12 protein-coding genes are annotated in these 17,043 nt (G+C 73.5%); 5 read left to right on the top strand and 7 right to left on the bottom strand.

Going from position 1 to position 17,043, the window contains the following annotated elements:
• Positions 1 to 53: 53 nt before the first annotated feature.
• Genes ACI78Q_RS18150 through catA form a run of 3 tightly spaced genes read left to right on the top strand, consistent with a single transcriptional unit; the run spans position 54 to position 2,985 of the window.
• Entirely contained in the window at positions 54 to 1,004 is a 951-nt protein-coding gene (locus ACI78Q_RS18150; RefSeq protein WP_456924834.1) for a LysR substrate-binding domain-containing protein, read from the top strand.
• Positions 1,001 to 2,104: a mandelate racemase/muconate lactonizing enzyme family protein gene (locus tag ACI78Q_RS18155; RefSeq protein WP_456924835.1), complete on the top strand. Its 1,104-nt coding sequence runs from the start codon at positions 1,001 to 1,003 to the stop codon at positions 2,102 to 2,104. The genes ACI78Q_RS18150 and ACI78Q_RS18155 overlap by 4 nt, the downstream gene beginning before the upstream one ends.
• Positions 2,105 to 2,127: 23 nt before the next feature.
• Positions 2,128 to 2,985 carry a catechol 1,2-dioxygenase gene (catA, locus tag ACI78Q_RS18160; protein ID WP_456924836.1) on the top strand — a complete coding sequence of 286 codons (858 nt, stop codon included), beginning with the start codon at positions 2,128 to 2,130 and terminating at the stop codon, positions 2,983 to 2,985.
• Between the two features lie 118 nt (positions 2,986 to 3,103).
• On the opposite strand, the gene ACI78Q_RS18165 is transcribed toward catA, so the two are convergent.
• The 6 genes from ACI78Q_RS18165 to lspA all read right to left on the bottom strand — a co-directional run bounded on the left by ACI78Q_RS18165 (position 3,104) and on the right by lspA (position 10,398).
• Positions 3,104 to 3,790, bottom strand: coding sequence for a hypothetical protein (locus tag ACI78Q_RS18165; RefSeq protein WP_456924837.1), 687 nt, complete (start codon positions 3,788 to 3,790; stop codon positions 3,104 to 3,106).
• A gap of 61 nt (positions 3,791 to 3,851) precedes the next feature.
• Positions 3,852 to 7,412, bottom strand: coding sequence for a DNA polymerase III subunit alpha (gene dnaE, locus ACI78Q_RS18170; protein WP_456924838.1), 3,561 nt, complete (start codon positions 7,410 to 7,412; stop codon positions 3,852 to 3,854).
• Positions 7,413 to 7,605: 193 nt separating this feature from the next.
• Positions 7,606 to 8,016 carry a GNAT family N-acetyltransferase gene (locus tag ACI78Q_RS18175; RefSeq protein ID WP_456924839.1) on the bottom strand — a complete coding sequence of 137 codons (411 nt, stop codon included), beginning with the start codon at positions 8,014 to 8,016 and terminating at the stop codon, positions 7,606 to 7,608.
• A gap of 11 nt (positions 8,017 to 8,027) precedes the next feature.
• Positions 8,028 to 8,807 (bottom strand): CPBP family intramembrane glutamic endopeptidase, encoded by a 780-nt coding sequence (locus tag ACI78Q_RS18180; protein ID WP_456924840.1) that lies wholly within the window; start codon positions 8,805 to 8,807, stop codon positions 8,028 to 8,030.
• A gap of 10 nt (positions 8,808 to 8,817) precedes the next feature.
• Entirely contained in the window at positions 8,818 to 9,765 is a 948-nt protein-coding gene (locus ACI78Q_RS18185) for an RluA family pseudouridine synthase (protein WP_456924841.1), read from the bottom strand.
• Positions 9,766 to 9,771: 6 nt separating this feature from the next.
• Positions 9,772 to 10,398, bottom strand: coding sequence for a signal peptidase II (lspA, locus tag ACI78Q_RS18190; protein WP_456924842.1), 627 nt, complete (start codon positions 10,396 to 10,398; stop codon positions 9,772 to 9,774).
• A gap of 190 nt (positions 10,399 to 10,588) precedes the next feature.
• Between lspA and mqo the strand changes: the two genes are divergently transcribed.
• Positions 10,589 to 12,082, top strand: a complete 1,494-nt coding sequence (gene mqo, locus ACI78Q_RS18195; protein WP_456924843.1) for a malate dehydrogenase (quinone) — start codon at positions 10,589 to 10,591, stop codon at positions 12,080 to 12,082.
• 147 nt (positions 12,083 to 12,229) lie between these two features.
• Here mqo and ACI78Q_RS18200 read toward each other — a convergent pair whose 3' ends face one another.
• Positions 12,230 to 13,741 carry a potassium/proton antiporter gene (locus ACI78Q_RS18200; RefSeq protein WP_456924844.1) on the bottom strand — a complete coding sequence of 504 codons (1,512 nt, stop codon included), beginning with the start codon at positions 13,739 to 13,741 and terminating at the stop codon, positions 12,230 to 12,232.
• A 102-nt stretch (positions 13,742 to 13,843) separates the two neighbouring features.
• Here ACI78Q_RS18200 and ileS point away from each other — a divergent pair, with 102 nt between their 5' ends.
• Positions 13,844 to 17,026, top strand: a complete 3,183-nt coding sequence (gene ileS, locus ACI78Q_RS18205; RefSeq protein ID WP_456924845.1) for an isoleucine--tRNA ligase — start codon at positions 13,844 to 13,846, stop codon at positions 17,024 to 17,026.
• The last annotated feature ends 17 nt before the right edge of the window (positions 17,027 to 17,043 follow it).

The following is a 17,043-nucleotide window of genomic DNA, read 5'->3' on the forward strand; positions in this document are numbered from 1 at the left end:
CGTATCGGTTGGGTCCGTAGCGTGGCCCGCGTCACCCCTGGGAGGAGCCCGCCGTGGAGCTGCGTCACCTGCGGTACTTCGCCGCGGTCGCGGACACGTGCCACTTCGGCGCGGCCGCCGAGCGGCTGCACATCGCCCAGCCGGCGCTCTCGCAGGCGATCCGCCAGCTCGAGGCCGAGCTGGGCGCGACCCTGTTCACCCGCACGACCCGCCAGGTGCGGCTGACCCCGGCCGGCCGGTTCCTCCGCGAGGAGGCCGAACGGGTCCTCGGCGCCGTGGAGGACAGCGTCTCCGGGGTGCGCCGGATCGCCGACGGCCGCCTCGGGCTGGTGCGCATCGCGTTCACCGGCACCGCCGTCGTCGCCCAGCTCCCGCGGATCGCCCGGGTGGTGAAACAGGAGCTGCCGGGGGTGGCGCTGGAGATCCACGGCGACGTCCTCACCCCCGCCCAGTGCGACCGCCTGCGCGACGGCAGTCTCGACCTCGGCGTCCTGCGCCCTCCGGTGTCCGGGGACGGGCTGACGCTGCGCACCATCGAGGTGGAGCCGCTGGTGCTCGCCCTGCCCGGCGACCACCGGCTGGCGTCCGAGCCCGAGATCGCGATGGCCGACCTGCGCACGGAGGGTTTCGTCCTCTACGCCGACCGCGAGTCGGCGGTGAACGCGGCCGTGCTGCGCAGCTGCCGGGACGCCGGGTTCACCCTGCGCCGGGAGCACGAGGTCACCGGCACGGTGGTGCTGCTGGCCCTGGTCGCCGCCGGCCTGGGCATCGCGCTGGTCCCCGCGTCGGCGCGGGCGCTCCCGGTGCCCGGCGTGACGTTCCGCGAGGTGCCGGACGCCGGCTCGATCGAGGTGGCCCTGGCCTGGCGCCCCCGGGAGGACTCCCCCGGCTCCGGCTCGCCGCTGATCCGCTCGGTGCTCGGCGTCCTGGAGACCGCCGGGGTGCTGCCCCCCGAGCACGACCCCGTCCGCCTGACCACCCCCGGCTCGGAGCCCCCCCGATGAAGATCACCCGTCTCGAGGCCATCCCCTACGCGATCCCGTACCGCAAGCCGCTGCGGTTCGCCAGCGGCGAGGTGCACGCCGCCGAGCACGTGCTGGTCCGCGTGCACACCGACGACGGCGTGGTCGGCACCGCCGACGCCGTCCCGCGCCCGTTCACCTACGGCGAGACCCAGGCCGGGGTGGTGGCGGTCCTCCAGTCGCTCTTCGCCCCGCAGATCGTGGGCCGCACGCTGCTGGAGCGGGAGCGGGTCGCCGAGGAGCTCGCCCGCACGGTCGGCAACCCGACCGCGAAGTCGGCGGTGGACATGGCGATCTGGGACGCGCTGGGCCGCACGCTGGACCAGCCGGTCACCTCGCTGCTCGGTGGCTACACCGACCGGATGCGGGTCTCCCACATGCTCGGCTTCGACACCCCCGCGGCGATGGTCACCGAGGCCGAGCGGATGCGGGACACCTACGGCATCACGACGTTCAAGGTGAAGGTCGGCCGCCGGCCGACCTTCCTGGACACCGCGGTGGTGCGGGCCCTGCGCGAGCACCTCGGCCCCGACGTCGAGCTCTACGTCGACGGCAACCGCGGCTGGACGGCGTCGGAGTCCGCCCGCGCGATGGCCGAGATGCGCGACCTGGGCCTCACCTTCGCCGAGGAGCTCTGCCCCGCCGACGACGTCCTGGGCCGCCGCTGGCTGGTGCAGCAGTGCGACGTGCCGTTCATCGCCGACGAGTCGGCCGTGACCCCCGCCGACGTGACCCGCGAGGTGCTGGGCGGGTCGGCGACGGCGGTGAGCATCAAGACCGCCCGCACCGGGTTCACCGCCTCCGCACGGGTGCACCACCTGGCGGAGGGGCTGGGCCTCGAGGTCGTGATGGGCAACCAGGTCGACACCCAGCTCGGCTCGATGAGCACCGTCGTCTTCGGGGCCGCGTTCCGGCTCACCTCGCGGCGGGCCGGCGAGCTCTCCAACTTCCTGGACATGACCGACGACCTGCTCACCGAGCCCCTGGTGATCCGCGACGGCACCCTGCCCGTCCGCCCCGGCGCCGGCCTCGGCGTCGACGTCGACCCCGACAAGCTCACCCGCTACCGCCTGGACCGCTGACCACCCCTCTGGAAGGACACCCCATGACCGTCACCGTGAACGACTCCTCTGCCACGGCCACCGCGGCCGCCTCCGGCGCCTCGGCCACCGAGCGCTTCAAGGCCGACAAGTCCGCCGGCGCGGCGGCGACCCCGCCCGAGCGCGTCGACACCCTCGCCCGCGAGCTGCTGGCGGCCGTGCACGACATCGTGCGCCGGCACGAGGTCACCTACGACGAGTACAACGCCCTCAAGGCGTGGCTGATCGGCGTCGGCCAGGACGGCGAGTGGCCGCTGTTCCTCGACGTCTGGGTCGAGCACGTCGTCGAGGAGGTGGCCAACTCCGGCCGCCAGGGCAGCAAGGGCACCATCGAGGGCCCCTACTACGTGCCCGGCTCCCCGGAGTCGACCGGCGAGGCCACTCTGCCCATGCGGGACGGCGAGCCCGGGACGCCGCTGACGTTCCAGGGGCACGTGACCAGCGTCGACGGCACCCCGCTGGCCGGCGCCCGGATCGAGATGTGGCACGCCGACGACGACGGCTTCTACTCGCAGTTCGCCCCAGGCATCCCGGAGTGGAACCTGCGCGGCACGGTGGTCACCGACGCCGACGGCGGTTTCGTCATCCACACGATCCAGCCCGCGCCGTACCAGATCCCGACCGACGGCTCCTGCGGCAAGCTGATCGCCGCCGCCGGCTGGCACGCCTGGCGCCCCGCCCACCTGCACCTGAAGGTGTCCGCCCCCGGCCACCAGCTGATCACCACGCAGCTGTACTTCCCGGGCGACCCGCACAACGACGACGACATCGCCTCGGCGGTCAAGCCCGAGCTGCTGCTCGACGTCCACGCCACGGACGACGGCAACCAGGTCACCTACGACTTCGTGCTCGACCCGGCCTGACGACAGCCGCGGGAGCATCGCAGCGAGCGCCAGCGAGCGAGGAGCGGACCGCGGCGCGGAGTCGGGCCAGTGGACCCGGCCTGAGATCCGGCTCCGCCACCGGCGGAGCACCCCGCGGTCAGCGCCCGGGGTGCTCCGCCGGTGGCACGTCGACGAGCATCCGCGGGTCTCCACCCGCCGAGGGCAGCCCCGGCCCGGCGGCGGGGAACGGCGGCGCCGGGACCGGCCGGTCGAGGTCCTCGGCGGGGGCGAACAGCGCGGCCACCACGTAGGCGAGGACGCCGAGGAACGGGCCGGCCGCGAGGGCCGCCATCGAGTTGAGCGCCAGGCCGGTGGTCACCGTCGCCCCGACGTCGGCCAGCTCGACCTCGGAGGGACCGGGCGCCAGCAGCTCGCCCACCTGCCAGGCGACGAGCGAGGCCAGCAGCGTGCCGGCGCCCACGGCCAGCAGGACGGCCACGCCGCGCCGGCGGCGCAGCCGCCAGGCGACCACACCGGCCAGCAGGCCCAGCCCGGCCACCACCAGGGTGTAGACGCCGTCGACCGCGGCGAGCAGCTCGGCCGAGGGGTGCCCGACGACGACCGGGCCGTCGGCGGTCACCCGGAACTGCGCCCGCGGGGCGAGGGCCCACCACAGCAGCCCCGCCGGGACGCCGCACGCCAGCAGCACGCCGGTCAGCGCCAGGGCGCCCGGCACGTCGGCGCGCAGCTCGGCCAGGGCGGCCCGGCGCCGGCCGGTCACCCACCGGGTCGGCCGCCGGGCGGGCGGGGACCCCGGGGGCCCCGGGGCGTCGAGGTGGTCCACGACCCCAGTCAACCCCGCGGAGCTGTGTGCCTCTTCCCCGGCACCGGCGTGGCGGCGGCGCTCACAGCAGGGCGACGCTGGTCGGGCCGAGCAGGGCCTTGATGTCGCCCATGAGCGCGGTGCTCGGCCGGACCCGCAGGCCCTGGTCGAGGCGCAGCACCGTCTCGCGGCTGCCGTTGACCAGCTTCAGCTGGACCTCGGTGGTGCCGGGGTGGCTGCCCAGCACCTCCCGCAGCCGCTCGACCACCGGCGGGGTGCACCGGGCGGCCGCCATCGACACCAGCACCGGACCGCGCGGGCCCTCGGTGAGCTCGGGGATGGTCACCTCGGAGCCGAACAGCGAGGGCTGGTCGTCGCGCCGGCTGATCCGTCCCTTGACCACGACGATCTGGTCGCGGACGACCTTCTCCGACACCTCCGCCCAGGTCTTGGGGAAGAACAGCACCTCGATGCCGGACTCGAGGTCCTCCAGCGTCGCGATCGCCCACGGCGCGCCCTGCTTGTTGGTGCGCGGGGAGACCGAGGTGAGGATGCCGGCGATCGTCACGTTCGCGCCGTCCTCCACGCCGCCGGCGTTGATCTCGGCGATCGGGGTGTCGGCGTTCGAGGCGAGGACGTGCTCGACGCCGTGCAGCGGGTGGTCGGAGACGTAGAGGCCGAGCATGTCGCGCTCGAACATCAGCCGCTCGGACTTCGACCAGTCCGCCGTCGGGATCGTGATGTCCAGCACCCCGCCGAAGGGGTCGTCGCCCTCGTCGTCCCCGCCGAAGCTGCCGAACAGGTCGAACTGCCCCTCGGCCTCCTTGCGCTTGAGCGCCATCGCGGAGTCGACCGCCTGCGCGTGGACGGCGACGATGCCCTGCCGGGAGTGGCCCAGGGAGTCGAAGGCACCGGCCTTGGCCAGGGACTCGATGACCTTCTTGTTGCAGGCCACCGTGTCGATCTTGCGCATGAAGTCCGCGAAGTCCTTGAAGGCGCCCTTCTCCTCGCGGGCCCGGCGGATCGAGTCGACGACGTTGTGCCCGACGTTGCGCACCGACGCCAGCCCGAAGCGGATGTCGTTCCCGACGGCGGCGAAGTCCCAGGAGGACTCGTTGACGTCCGGCGGGAGCACCTTGATGCCCATCCGCCGGCACTCGGCCAGGTAGATCGGCCGGCGGTCCTTGTCGTCGCCGACGCTGGTGAGCAGCCCGGCCATGTACTCGGCCGGGTAGTTGGCCTTCAGGAAGGCGGTCCAGTAGGACACCAGGCCGTAGGCGGCCGAGTGGGCCTTGTTGAACGCGTAGTCGGCGAACGGGACGAGGATGTCCCAGAGGGTCTTGATCGCCGCGGCGGAGTAGCCGCGCTCCTTCATGCCGGCCTCGAACCCGACGAACTCCGCGTCGAGGACCGACTTCTTCTTCTTGCCCATCGCGCGGCGCAGCAGGTCGGCCTTGCCGAGGGAGTACCCGGCGACCTTCTGCGCGATCGCCATGACCTGCTCCTGGTACACGATCAGGCCGTAGGTGCCGCCCAGGATGTCCTCGAGCGGCTCGGCCAGCTCCGGGTGGATCGGCGTGATCTCCTGCTGGCCGTTCTTGCGCAGCGCGTAGTTCGTGTGCGAGTTGGCACCCATCGGACCGGGCCGGTAGAGCGCGCCGACGGCGGAGATGTCCTCGAAGTTGTCCGGTCGCATCAGCCGCAGCAGCGACCGCATGGGGCCGCCGTCGAACTGGAACACACCGAGGGTGTCCCCGCGGGAGAGCAGGTCGTAGGTGGCCTTGTCGGTGAGGTCCTTGCTGATCTCGTCGAGGTCGACCGGCTCCTTGCCGTTCGCCACGATGTTGCGCAGCGCGTCGTCGATGACCGTGAGGTTGCGCAGGCCCAGGAAGTCCATCTTGAGCAGGCCGAGCGTCTCGCAGGTCGGGTAGTCGAACTGCGTGATGATCGCGCCGTCGGCCTCGCGCCGCATGATCGGGATCGAGTCGATCAGCGGGTAGCGGCCGATGATGACGCCGGCCGCGTGCACGCCCCACTGCCGCTTCAGTCCCTCGAGCTTGCGGGCCTGGTCGACCACCTCGGCCGCGCCGGGGTCGGACTCGTAGCGGGCGCGGAACTCCGCGGCCTCCTTGTAGCGCGGGTGGGCCGGGTCGAAGACGCCTGCCAGGGGGATGCCCTTGCCCATCACGTCCGGGGGCATGAGCTTGGTCAGCTCGTCGCCGACGGAGTACGGCCGGTCCAGCACGCGCGCGGCGTCCTTGATCGCGGCCTTCGCCTTGATGGTGCCGTAGGTGACGATCTGGCTGACCCGCTCCTCGCCGTACTTCTGCGAGACGTACTGGATGACCTCGCCGCGGCGGCGGTCGTCGAAGTCGATGTCGACGTCGGGCATCGAGACGCGCTCGGGGTTGAGGAACCGCTCGAAGATCAGCCCGTGCGCCAGCGGGTCCAGGTCGGTGATGCCCATGGCGTAGGCGGCCAGCGAACCGGCGGCCGACCCACGGCCGGGGCCCACGCGGATGCCGTTGTCCTTGGCCCAGTTGATGAAGTCGGCGACCACGAGGAAGTACCCCGGGAAGCCCATCTGGGTGATGATCCCGACCTCGTAGTCCGCCTGCTTGCGGACGTGGTCGGGGATGCCGTTCGGCCAGCGCTTGTGCAGGCCGCGCTCGACCTCCTTGACGAACCAGGAGGTCTCGTCCTCCCCCGGCGGCAGCGGGAAGCGCGGCATGAGGTCGGCGCCCTCGGTGAAGGTCACCTCGCACTGCTCGGCGACCAGCAGCGTGTTGTCGCACGCCGAGGCCAGGTCGCCGGGGAACAGCGCCCGCATCTCCGCGGCGCTCTTGAGGTAGTAGCCGTCACCGTTGAACTTGAAGCGGTTGGGCTCGTTGAGCCGCGACCCGGTCTGGATGCACAGCAGGGCGTCGTGGGCCTCGGCGTCCTCCTTGTGCGTGTAGTGCAGGTCGTTGGTCGCCAGCAGCGGGATGCCCAGCTCCTTCGCGATCTGCAGCAGCGCGGGGCGGGTCTTCTTCTCGATGGACAGCCCGTGGTCCATCAGCTCGGCGTAGAAGTTCTCCTTGCCGAAGATGTCCTGGAAGTCGGCGGCGGCCTGGCGGGCGCGCTCCTCCTTGCCGGCGCGCAGCCACATGTTCACCTCGCCCGAGGGGCAGCCGGTGGTGGCGATCAGGCCCTTGCCGTAGCGCTCGAGCAGGTCACGGTCGAACCGCGGCTTGCGGTACTGGCCCTCGAGGCTGGCCAGCGAGGAGATGCGGAACAGGTTGTGCATGCCCTCGGTGGTGCGGGCCAGCAGCGTCATGTGCGTGTAGGCGGCCTTGCCCCGCGACGAGCCGCCCTCGCCGTCCTCGTCGATGAGGTTGTCGCCGAAGTCGAACGGCGCGCGGTCGAAGCGCGAGCCGGGCGTGTAGTACCCCTCCATGCCGATGATCGGCTTCACGCCGGCCGACTTCGCCTGCTTGTAGAAGTCGTAGGCACCGAAGACGTTGCCGTGGTCGGTCATCGCCAGCGCCGGCATCCCCTGCTCGGCGGCGGCCTTGGTGACCTCCGGCAGCTTCGCCGCACCGTCGAGCATCGAGTACTCGGTGTGGACGTGCAGGTGGGCGAACGAGTCGGACGGGGTGCTCACGTGCTCAGGTGCTCCTCACGGTCGTGCGTGCCCGGCCGACGGGGATCCGGCGCGGGCGACCGGCGGGGAAGACCGGCGGTGCTGGGTCCGGGGTGCGGCCGGGGGCCGACCCGATCCTCGCACCACGGAGGTCTACTCCGCGGGACCGACAGAAAGGTGTCTCGCCACAGTCGGACCGCTCCGTCACGCCCCGTCAGGCGAGGTCCCGCCGCATCGTGACGTGCACGATCCCGGCCTCCACGTACTCCTCGCCGACGGCGGTGTAGCCGGCCCGCTCGTAGAAGCCGCGGGCGCTCACCTGGGCGTGCAGCTCCACCCCGGTCAGGCCGAGGAGCACCGCCTGCCGGTGCAGCTCGGCGAGGACGCCGGCGCCGTACCCCCGCCCGCGCACGGCGGCGTCGACCGCCATGCGCCCGACCACCGCCCGCCCGTCGCGGACCAGCAGCCGCCCGGTGGCCACCACGCGGCCGTCGTCGTCCCGCGCGAGGGCGTGCACGGCGGTGGCGTCGTGCTCGTCCTGCTCGATCTCGGCCGGCACGCCCTGCTCCTCGACGAAGACGCGGGTGCGCAGCGCCACCACCACCGGCCAATCCGCGGCCGTCACCGGCTCGCCCCTCACCGGGCCACCGCCGGCAGCGCGCCGGCCGGGACGAGCAGGAAGCGCAGGTCGATGACGACGTGCAGCAGCACCGGGAGCAGCAGCGAGCCGGTGTCCAGGTACAGGCCGGCCAGCACCCCGCCGAGGACGCCGGTGGTGACCACGCCGGCGAGACCCTGGTAGGCGTGCGCCAGGCCGAAGGCGAGGGCGGCGACGGCGACCAGCACCGGCGTCGGCAGCCCGCCGGTCACCGCCGCGACGACGGCGAGGAAGAACCCGCGGTAGAGCCACTCCTCGCACACGCCGGCGGTGACGCCGACGAGGGTGAACAGCCGTCGCTCGCCGCGGGTGCGCGGCAGGAGGGCCAGCGTCGCGTGCACCGACGGCTCGGCGTGCCGCCCCTCCCCCGGCCGGCGCTGCACCTGCTCGGCCCCGGCCAGCGCGCCCGACCGCAGCGCCCGGGTGGAGACGACCACGAACGCCAGCGTCAGGAGCGCGGCCGCGCCGGCCACCGGCCCGGGCCACTCCTGCGGCCAGCGCAGCCCGACCCCCGCGGCGGAGACCCCGGGCGCGGACAGCCACACCACGAGGACCAGGACGGCCAGCCCCCACTCGAGGACGAGCAGCCGCCGGTAGAACGACCGGCGCGCGCCGCCGTCGGCCCGCAGCCGTCCCTCGAACCGGCGGTGCAGCACGTGGCCGACGACCGGTTCGCCGAGGACCAGGTAGCCGGCGACGACGACCGCGGACAGCGCCGCGGGGCCGAAGTCGGCCAGCGAGGCGGGGAGCCCCTGCACCGCTGGGGCCTCAGGCCTCGGCGCGCAGGACGTCGAGCGCGCCGGCGAGGTCGGCGGGGTACGGGCTGCGGAACTCCATCCAGTGCCCGTCGGCCGGGTGCGCGATGCCCAGGTGCACCGCGTGCAGCCACTGGCGGGCGACCCCCAGCCGCGCGGCCAGCGTCGGGTCGGCGCCGTAGGTGGTGTCGCCGACGCAGGGGTGGCGCAGGGCCGAGAAGTGCACGCGGATCTGGTGGGTGCGGCCGGTCTCCAGCTTGATGTCGACCAGGCTGGCGGCCGGGAACGCCTCGACCACCTCGTAGTGGGTGACCGAGGGCCGCCCGCCCTGGACGACGGCGAACTTCCAGTCGTGCTTCGGGTGCCGGTCGATGGGGGCGTCGATGGTGCCGCGCGACGGGTCGGGGTGCCCCTGGACGAGGGCGTGGTAGCCCTTGTCCACGGTGCGCTCCTTGAACGCCGCCTTGAGCACGGTGTAGGCCCGCTCGCTCTTGGCGACCACCATCAGCCCGGTCGTGGCGGCGTCCAGCCGGTGCACCACGCCCTGCCGCTCGGCGGCGCCGGAGGTCGAGATCCGGTACCCGGCCGCGGCCAGCCCGCCGACCACCGTCGGCCCCTCCCAGCCGGGGCTGGGGTGCGCGGCGACGCCGACGGGCTTGTCCACGACCACGATGTCGTCGTCGTCGTGGACGACGGTCAGACCGGCCACCGGCTCCGGCGCGGTCGGCTCACCGGGCGGCGGAGGCAGCTCGACCTCCAGCCAACTGCCGCCGGAGACCCGGTCGCCCTTGCCGCGGACCCGCCCGTCGAGCAGCACCACGCCGGCGTCGGCGAGGTCGGCGGCCGCCCCGCGGGAGAGGCCGAAGAGCCGGGACAGCGCCTGGTCCACGCGCTGCCCCTCCAGCCCGTCGGGCACCGGGAGGGCACGGTGCTGGCCCGCGGGACTGCTCACGCCGTCCATCCTTCCTCAGGACTGCGTGGCGCCGCCGTCGCGGGCGGCGCCGTCCGCGGCGCGCGAGCCGTCGAACTCGATCCCGCGCAGCGCCAGCAGGACGCCGAGGACGCCGCCGCAGACGATCGCGGAGTCGGCCACGTTGAAGATCGGATAGACCTGCCCGTCGGGGGCGAACACCGACACGAAGTCGACGACGCCGCCGCGCAGGAACCCCGGCTCGCGGAAGACGCGGTCGACCAGGTTGCCCAGGGCCCCGCCGAGCACCAGCCCGAGGGCGACCGCCCAGCCGGTGGAGAACAGGCGCCGGGCGGTGCGCACGATCACGACCGCGACCGCCGCCGCGATCAGCGTGAAGACGACGGTGAACCCCTCGGCGAAGGAGAATGCCGCGCCGGTGTTCCGGGCGTGGGTGAGGTAGAGCGCCCCGCCGAGCAGCCGGATGTTCTCGCCGCGGTCGATCGTGGCGACGACCAGCAGCTTGCTGGCGAGGTCGGCGCAGAACACGGCCACCGCGAGCAGGAGGAGCAGGCGGGTGCGGGGACGGCGGGCCGACGTCGCCGGCGCTCCGGCCGCGTCGTCCGGCGGGCCGCTGGGTACGGACAGGGGTGCTCCTCGGTCGTGGCTGGCGCGGCCGGTCACCGCCGTCCCCCGACGATAACCGCGCCGCCTCGACCCCCGGCCGTCCCGCACGGGCTGCGCAACTCGAACGGCGTGTGATCCATCTCATGACGCCCTGCGACACATGTCACCACTCCGAGTGACATGTTGGGGCGTTCAGTGACCGTTACCTGGACAGGTACAGCACCTCCCCCGAGCACGGAAGGCCGTCGTGTCCACCGATCTCGCCCCAGCCACCGACCCCGACGTAGTCCTCGTGGGTGGCGGCATCATGAGCGCGACCCTCGCGTCGCTGCTCGGTGTCGTCGCCCCCGACTGGAGCGTCACCGTCTTCGAGTCCTCGTCAGCGGTGGCCGGGGAGAGCTCTGACGCCTGGAACAACGCCGGCACGGGGCACGCGGCCCTCTGCGAGCTGAACTACACCCCCGCCGGCAAGGACGGCTCGGTCGACGTCACCAAGGCCGAGACCATCAACGAGCAGTTCCAGGTCTCGCGGCAGTTCTGGTCCCACCTGGTCCGCGCGGGGCTGACCGGGGCGCCCAAGGAGTTCATCACCCCCGTCCCGCACATCAGCTTCGTGTCGGGTGAGAACGGCCGCGCGTACATGCGCAACCGGTACGCCGCGATGACGGCGTCCCCGCTGTTCGCCGGCATGGAGTACACCGACGACCCGGCCGAGCTGGCCGGGTGGATCCCGCTGATGATGGCCGGCCGCAGCGCCGCCGAGCCGGTCGCGGCGACCCGCTCGTCCGCCGGCACCGACGTCGACTTCGGCTCCCTCACCCGGCTGCAGTTCGCCGCCGCCGAGGACCGCGGCGTGCACGTGCACGTCAACCAGCGGGTCACCGGCATGCGGCGGCGCGGCGACGGCCGCTGGGCGGTCACGGTCCGGGACACGGTCTCCGGCGACGAGCGCACCGTGCGCGCCCGCTTCGTCTTCGTCGGCGCCGGTGGCGGCGCGCTGCCCCTGCTGCAGAAGGCCGGCATCCCCGAGATCCGCGGCTTCGGCGGCTTCCCGGTCAGCGGCATGTTCCTGCGCACCCGCTCCCCCGAGCTGGTCTCGGCGCACCAGGCCAAGGTCTACGGCCAGGCCGCGGTCGGCGCCCCGCCGATGTCGGTGCCGCACCTGGACCTGCGCCTGATCGACGGCGACCACTCGCTGCTGTTCGGCCCCTACGCCGGCTTCTCGCCGAAGTTCCTCAAGGCCGGCTCGATGTTCGACCTGCCGCTCAGCGTCAAGCCGAACAACCTCGGCTCGATGCTCGGCGTCGCCCGCACCGAGATGGCCCTCACCAAGTACCTGGTCGGCGAGCTGCTGCAGTCGCGCAGCGCCCGGCACCGGACCCTGACGGCGTTCGTGCCCCGGGCCGAGGAGCAGGACTGGGACATGATCACCGCCGGGCAGCGCGTCCAGGTGATCAAGCAGGACCCGAAGACCGGCCGCGGCGTCCTCCAGTTCGGCACCGAGCTCGTCGTCGGCGGCGAGGGCACCGTCGCCGGCCTGCTGGGCGCCTCGCCGGGCGCCTCGACGGCGGTCTCGGCGATGCTCACCGTCCTCGAGCGCTGCTTCCCGGACCGCATCGACGCCTGGCGCCCGGCGCTGCAGGAGGCCATCCCCTCCTACGGCCGCCGCCTCGCCGCCGACCCGGCGCTGCTGGCCGAGGTCCGCGCCGAGACGATGCAGACCCTGGAGCTCAACGGCTGACCCGGGTCGGCTCGCGCTCCCGACGACCACACCCCAGACGCCCCCTCGGCCCCGCCGAGGGGGCGTCTGCCGTGTGGTCGGGCCTCTGGCCGGCGGCGCGGGACGGCCGGGGGGCACCTGGCCGCGGCGTCGTCCGAGGACGACCGATCAGTCAGCCTCGGTCGGGGCACCGGTCTCGCCGCGCCAGCCGGCCAGCCGTCCGGCGCGGCTGACCGCGCGCAGCCGCTGCTCGGCGGCGGGCCGGGAGCGGCGGGCCGACACGAGCAGCGCCTGGTCACCGCGCATGAGCCGCGTGGTGGCGTCGGGGACGAACGGCCGGCCGTCGCGGACGATGAGGACCACCGCGGCGTCCTCGGGCAGGCGCAGTTCGGGCAGGTAGACGCCGTGCAGCCGGGAACCGTGCGGGACGGTGAGCTGCAGCAGGTCGGCCTCCAGCTCGTCGAGGGGTGCGGACTCCACGTCGACGTCCCGCGGGGTGACCGGCGCGGCGATGCGCAGCCGGCGGGCCACCCAGGGCAGCGACCAGCCCTGGATGAGGGTGAAGACGACGACGAGCACGAAGACGGTGTCGAAGATGCGGACCGCGCCCTCGACGCCGGCGGCGACCGGGAAGGTGGCCAGGACGATCGGCACCGCCCCTCGCAGGCCGGCCCAGGAGATGAAGACCTGCTGGGCGAGGGGCAGCCGGAACCAGACGAGGCTGGCCAGCACCGACAGCGGCCGGGCCACCAGCAGCAGCGCCCCGCCGACGATCAGCGCCGGCACGAGCGCGTCGTCCAGCCGATCCGGGGAGGCCAGCAGCCCGAGCAGGACGAACAGGCCGATCTGGGCCAGGGAGGCCATGCCCTCGGCGAAGCCGATGCTCGCCGAGCGGTGCGGCAGGGCGGCGTTGCCGAGCACCACGCCGGCCAGGTACACCGCGACGAACCCGGAGGTGTGCGCCAGGGCCGCCGCGGAGAACGCGAGCACGCACAGCGCGAGGGTCGCCAGCGGGTAGAAGCCGGCCAGCGGGAGGGCGACCCGGCGCAGCAGTTCGGCGCCGGCCATGCCGACGGCGACGCCGATGGCCGCGCCGCCGACCAGTTCGGCGACGATCGTCAGCCCGACCAGCCACCAGGCGTGCGCCTCGCCGTCGGTGAGGTAGGTGGCCAGCGCCGCCACCAGGAGGATGGCGGGCGCGTCGTTGAGGCCGCTCTCGGCCTCGATGGAGGCGGCCAGCCGGCGGGGCAGGGGCAGCCGGCGCAGCGCGGCGAAGACGGCGGCGGCGTCGGTGGAGCTGATGACCGCGCCCAGCAGGAGGGCGAAGCCCCACGGGAAGTCCAGCAGCCAGACGACGATCGCCGCGGTGACGACGACGCTGACCACCACGCCCACGGTGGCCAGCGACACGCCCGGGCCGATCGCCCGCCGGACGTCGTTCCACCGGGTGGTCAGCCCGCCCTCGGCCAGGATGATCAGCAGTGCGGCGACGCCGAGGGTCTGGGTGAGCTGCACGTCCTCGAAGTCGATGCCCACCCCACGCTCGCCCAGGGCCACCCCGAGGGCGAGGTAGATCAGCAGGCTGGGCAGTCCGAGCCGGTCGGCCAGGCGCAGGGCGACGGCGGCCACGAGCACGATCAGGGCGCCGAGGGCCAGGGCGACGGTGACCGTCGTGTTCACCGGGCGGCCCTGTCCACCTCCGCAGTCTCCCGTACGGAGCTCCCGGCGCGGTTCCGGCAGTCCGTCGACGGGCGGTGGCGCGCCTCGGGGACAATGGACGGCGTGAGCTCTCCCGGCCCGTTCCGCGCGCTGCCCCCTCAGGTCGACCTGCCCGCCCTCGAGCAGGAGATCCTGGGCCGCTGGGAGGCCGACAAGGTCTTCGCCCGCTCGCTGGAGGCCTCCGCCGGCCGGCCGCAGTGGAACTTCTACGAGGGGCCGCCGACCGCCAACGGCCGCCCCGGCACCCACCACATCGAGGCGCGCGCGTTCAAGGACGTGTTCCCCCGGTTCAAGACCATGCAGGGCTGGCACGTGCCCCGCCGCGCCGGGTGGGACTGCCACGGCCTGCCGGTGGAGATCGCCGTCGAGCAGGAGCTGGGCTTCGCCGGCAAGCCCGACATCGAGCGCTACGGCATCGCGGAGTTCAACGCCCGCTGCCGGGAGTCCGTCGAGCGGCACGTCGACGCCTTCACCGAGCTGACCCGCCGCATGGGCTACTGGGTCGACATGTCCACCGCCTACTGGACGATGGACCCGGCCTACATCGAGAGCGTCTGGTGGTCGCTCAAGCAGGTGTTCGACAAGGGCCTGCTCGTCGAGGACCACCGCGTCGCCCCCTACTGCCCCCGCTGCGGCACCGGCCTGTCCGACCACGAGGTGGCCCAGGGCTACGAGTCGATCACCGACCCGTCGGTCTACGTGCGGCTCCCGGTCACCAGCGGCGAGTGGGCGGGGAAGGCCGACCTGCTCGTGTGGACGACGACGCCGTGGACGCTGCCGTCCAACACCGCGGTCGCCGTCCACCCCGACGTCACCTACGTCGTCGCGCGGCGCGGTGAGGACACCCTCGTGGTGGCCGAGCCGCTGCTGGGCGCCGTCTTCGGCGACCTCGAGGACGTCGAGGTGCTGGCCCGCACCACCGGCCGGGACTGGGAGCGGGTGCACTACCGGCGGCCGTTCGAGCTGGTCGCGTTCCCACGAGGACCCCAAGGGGAGGAGATCGACGCCCACTACGTCGTCCTGGCCGACTACGTGACCACCGACGACGGCACCGGCCTGGTCCACCAGTCCCCCGCCTTCGGCGCCGACGACCTCGCGGTGTGCCGCGGCTACGGCCTGCCCGTGGTGAACCCGATCGACGCGACCGGCCACTTCCTGCCCGAGGTGGGCCTGGTCGGCGGCCGCTTCTTCAAGGCCGCGGACGACGAGCTGGTGGTCGACCTGCAGCGGCGCGGCGTCCTGTGGCGGGAGCAGCGCTACGAGCACAGCTACCCGCACTGCTGGCGCTGCCACACGCCGCTCATGTACTACGCCCAGCCGTCCTGGTACATCCGGACGTCGGTGGTCAAGGACCAGCTGCTGGCCCAGAACGAGCGCACGCACTGGCACCCCGAGCACGTCCAGTGGGGCCGCTACGGCGACTGGCTGCGCAACAACGTCGACTGGGCGCTGTCCCGCGACCGGTACTGGGGCACCCCGCTGCCGGTCTGGCGCAACGACGCCGACCCGTCGCGGATGCTCGTCGTCGGCTCGCTGGCCGAGCTGTCGGAGCTGACCGGCCGCGACCTGTCCGACCTCGACCCGCACCGGCCCTTCATCGACGAGGTCACCTTCACCCGGCCGGGCGAGGAGGGCACCTACCGGCGCGTGCCCCAGGTCATCGACGCCTGGTACGACTCCGGCTCCATGCCCTTCGCCCAGTGGGGCGCGCCGCACCGCAACCAGGAGGAGTTCGAGGCGGCCTACCCGGCGCAGTTCATCTGCGAGGCGATCGACCAGACGCGCGGCTGGTTCTACTCGCTGATGGCCGTCGGCACGCTGGTGTTCGACCAGAACTCCTACGAGAACGTGCTGGTCCTCGGCCACATCCTCGCCGAGGACGGCCGCAAGATGAGCAAGCACCTGGGCAACATCCTGGAGCCGATCCCGCTGATGGACCGGCACGGGGCCGACGCCGTCCGCTGGTTCATGCTGGCCGGAGGCTCGCCGTGGTCGGCCCGGCGGGTGGGCCACGAGACGCTGTCCGAGGTCGTCCGGAAGGTGCTGCTCACCTACTGGAACACCGCCAGCTTCTTCACCCTCTACGCCGAGACCAACGGCTGGGACCCCGCCTCCTCGCCCGCTCCCCCGCGGGCGGAGCGGCCGCTGCTGGACCGCTGGGCGCTGGCCGAGCTGGCCGCGGTCACCGACGGCGTCACCACGGCCCTGGAGGACTTCGACACCCAGGGCGCGGGCCGGCTGATCGCCCAGTTCGTCGACGACGTGTCCAACTGGTACGTGCGCCGTTCCCGCCGGCGGTTCTGGGACGGCGACCCGGCCGCGCTGGCCACGCTGCACGAGGTGCTCGACGTCCTCACCCGGCTGATGGCGCCGTTCACCCCGTTCGTCACCGAGGAGGTGTGGGGCCGGGCGGTCACGCCGGGTCTGGTGGACTCGCCCGACTCGGTGCACCTGGCCTCCTGGCCGGAGGTGGACGCCGACGCCCGCGACGACCGGCTGGTCGAGCAGGTCGAGCTGGTGCGCCGGCTCGTGGAGCTGGGCCGCTCGGCCCGGACCTCGGCCAAGGTCCGCACCCGGCAGCCGCTGGCCCGCGCGGTCGTGGCCGCACCCGGCTGGTCGGAGCTGCCGCGGGAGCTGGTCGCCGAGGTCGCCGACGAGCTCAACGTGGCCGAGCTGATGGACCTCTCGGCCGTCGGCGGTGACCTGGTCGACGTCAGCGTCAAGGTCGACTTCCGGGCGGTCGGCCGGCGGCTGGGCAAGCAGGTGCAGGCCGTCGCCAAGGCCGTCGCCGCCGCCGACGCGGCCGCCCTCGTCGCCGCCTACCGCGCCGGCACGGCCACCGTCGAGGTGGACGGCGCGACCGTGCTCCTGGAGGACGGCGACCTGGTGGTCACCGAGACCCCGCGCGAAGGCTGGACCGTGGCCAGCGGCGGCGGGCTCACCGTGGCGCTCGACCTGGAGCTCACCCCGGAGCTGGAGCGGGCCGGCCTGGTCCGCGAGGCCGTCCGGCTGGTCCAGGAGGCCCGCAAGGGCAGCGGCCTGGCCGTCAGCGACCGCATCGAGCTGTGGTGGACCGTCGACGACTCCCCCGCCGGCGCCCAGATGGGCCAGGCGCTGACCGAGCAGGGCGCCCAGGTGGCCGACGAGGTGCTCGCCGTCCGGGTGCACACCGGCACGGCCGGTCAGGGTGACGGCGTGGAGGGCCCGGCCGGTTCCCGCTTCTGGGTGGCGCGGGCCGGCGACTGAGCCTCGGGGTCGCCCGC

The organism is Geodermatophilus sp. SYSU D00705 (assembly GCF_054050135.1).